Annotated in this window: 2 protein-coding genes; both read right to left on the bottom strand. The window is 55.6% G+C overall.

All coding sequences use genetic code 11. The annotated features are described in order from the left end of the window. A partial coding sequence (locus JV551A3_RS02460) for a redoxin domain-containing protein (protein ID WP_133978298.1) occupies positions 1–139 on the bottom strand: 139 nt, incomplete at its 3' end. Between the two features lie 165 nt (positions 140–304). Continuing rightward, positions 305–1,639, bottom strand: coding sequence for an OprD family porin (locus tag JV551A3_RS02455; protein ID WP_133978297.1), 1,335 nt, complete (start codon positions 1,637–1,639; stop codon positions 305–307). Positions 1,640–2,322: the final 683 nt, after the last annotated feature.

The following is a 2,322-nucleotide window of genomic DNA, read 5'->3' as shown; positions in this document are numbered from 1 at the left end:
TGGTGCACACCGGGGTGAAGTCGGCCGGGTGGGAGAACAGAACCCCCCAGCTGTTGCCCAGCCACTCGTGGAAGCGGATCTTGCCTTCGCTGGAATCCTGTTCGAAATCGGGGGCGATATCGCCGAGTTTTAGGCTCATGGGCTGCGGCTCCTGTGCTGGGTTCTGTACCGTGTGGGTTCAATGTGCCTGCATTCGATTAAAAACAAAAAGAATAAATACTGATTTGTTTATAACCATAATGCATACGGAATTGCAGGCATGAAAAAGCCTCGCACTAGGCGAGGCTTCTTGTTCAGCTACGGCTTACAGGAAGTTGTAAGTGTAGTTCACGATGAAGCGAGTCTGGTCTTTGTCCAAAGCGCTCTCACCGCTACCACGGTAGACACCTTGACGCAGGCTGAAGCCCAGGCCTTTGAGAGCGCCTTGCTGAAGGGTGTAGTCGACGCGTGCGTCGCGTTCCCATTCGTTGTAGCTGCCGTCGCCCGACTTGTTGCGGACATCGTCACCACGCAGGTAGGCCACCGAAGCCTTCAGGCCTGGAACGCCCAGAGCCGCGAAGTCATAGGAGTACTGACCGAAAGTGGTGTTTTCACCGGCGCGAGCGAACTGGTTGATCATGCTGTCAGTGAACAGGTAGAAGCTTGCGCCACCATTGCCTTCCAGCGAGGAAGTGGAGCCGTCCTTGCGGACGCTACCCTGGTTCAGCCAGACGAAACCACCATCGTCACCCACTTGCTGGTGACCGAGCATCAGCGCGTGGCCACCCAGGGTGTAGGTGAACATGGCGCTCCAGGTCTTGTTGTCGACCTCGCCCGCGTTTTTCGCGTAGCCACCGTTGTTGTCGAAGGCGTAACCGGTCTCGCCATTCTTGCCGTCGCTGCGGCTATCGAAGTAGCGCAGGTCGGTCTTGAACGACTGGTTGTCGGCGATCTTGAAGACGTGAGTGGCACCCAGGAAGTGCTGCTTGTAGAAGTCTTCCAGGTTCGAGTAGTAGTACTGCAGGGTCAGGTCTGGAGTGAGCTTGTAGTCACCACCGGCGAACTGGAACTTGTTGCTGTCGCGGAAGGCACCCGAAACCGACAGACCGGTACGGTTGCTCGAAGCACGACCCATGGCGTGGGTCAATTGACCTGCGTTGAGGGTCAGGTTGTCGATTTCCTTCGACTGAAGGGTGCCACCCTCGAAGGTCTGCGGCAGCAGACGGCCGTCGTTGGACACCAGGATCGGCAGCATAGGCGCCAGGGCGCTACCGTAGTGGACCTCGGTCTTGGAGAAGCGAGCCTTGGCGTTACCACCAATGCGTGCCCAGTCGTGGACTGCCGAACCATCGGAGTCGCTTGGGAAGAAAGTATTGTTGGCATCAGGACGGCTGCCACGGCCACCATCCAGGTGAATGCCCCACAGCGCTTGAACATCGACACCGAAGCCCACGGTGCCTTCGGTGAAGCCAGACAGGTAGTCGAGCTTGAAGCCCTGACCGCTTTCTTTCTGGTCGATACCGCTTTCACGGTTGTCGTCGTTGAAGTACATGGTGCGCGAGCTGAGCGACAGTTTGCTGTCTTCAACGAAACCGGCAGCGCCTGCTTGTTGGGCAAGAACCCCCAGTGCCACGGCCAGGGCCAGGCTGGACTTGTACATGTTTTGCTCCTCTACGTTCTAATTTTTGTGTATCTCTGGCGGTGGGATCTGCTGCCCCGCTCACCGTGGATTGGCGATTTAGTCCCAAAGCGTGACCATGAAGTCAATCGTTTCTAAACGTTTCGCGACTTTGGTCTAAGACGCCAGCTGCGCTACAGGATAATGACAATCCTATAAATCCAAAATGACCGTTTTATGAATCGGTAAGATTTTTAAGGAATATGTTAGGAACTGTTACTGCATTTCGTTGTATCAATGCCTCTATTCATAACCAAAGGTTATTTGCAAACGTTTGCTCATAACCTAATTCCGGATCGTTCTATCGGGACGGAAAAGCCTAGCAGCGGTCTCTGATTTCGCCATTGAGCAAAATCACCCCCAAGTCGCGCCGTAATGCGATCAATGTGGGAGCGGGCGTGCCCGCGAAGCAGGCGACGCGGTGGATGGCACCGGCTTCGCCGGTGTTCGCGGGCACGCCCGCTCCCACATCGATCGCACTACGGTGGCATGGGTTAAGCAATTGGCTCCTAAGCTAATGCAAAAAAGTTATTTATTTTAGATTTCTTAGATCATTTAGCCTTCTCGCCATCCATCACACCCGATTGCCTGACGAGAGGTTCACCATGATCCCGCACGCTCCGCTGCGCCTGTTCGCCGCCCTGACCCTCGCCAGCGCCAGCTGG

The organism is Pseudomonas inefficax, from assembly GCF_900277125.1.
GTDB classification, from domain to species: Bacteria; Pseudomonadota; Gammaproteobacteria; order Pseudomonadales; family Pseudomonadaceae; genus Aquipseudomonas; species Aquipseudomonas inefficax.
The sequence above is the reverse complement of the archived record's forward strand: the minus strand, read 5'-3'. Positions and strand labels throughout refer to the sequence as shown.

Coding starts and splice junctions, on each gene's coding strand:
- JV551A3_RS02455 (WP_133978297.1), bottom strand. CDS start 1,639: ATGTACAAGTCCAGCCTGGCCCTGGCCGTGGCACTGGGGGTTCTTGCC.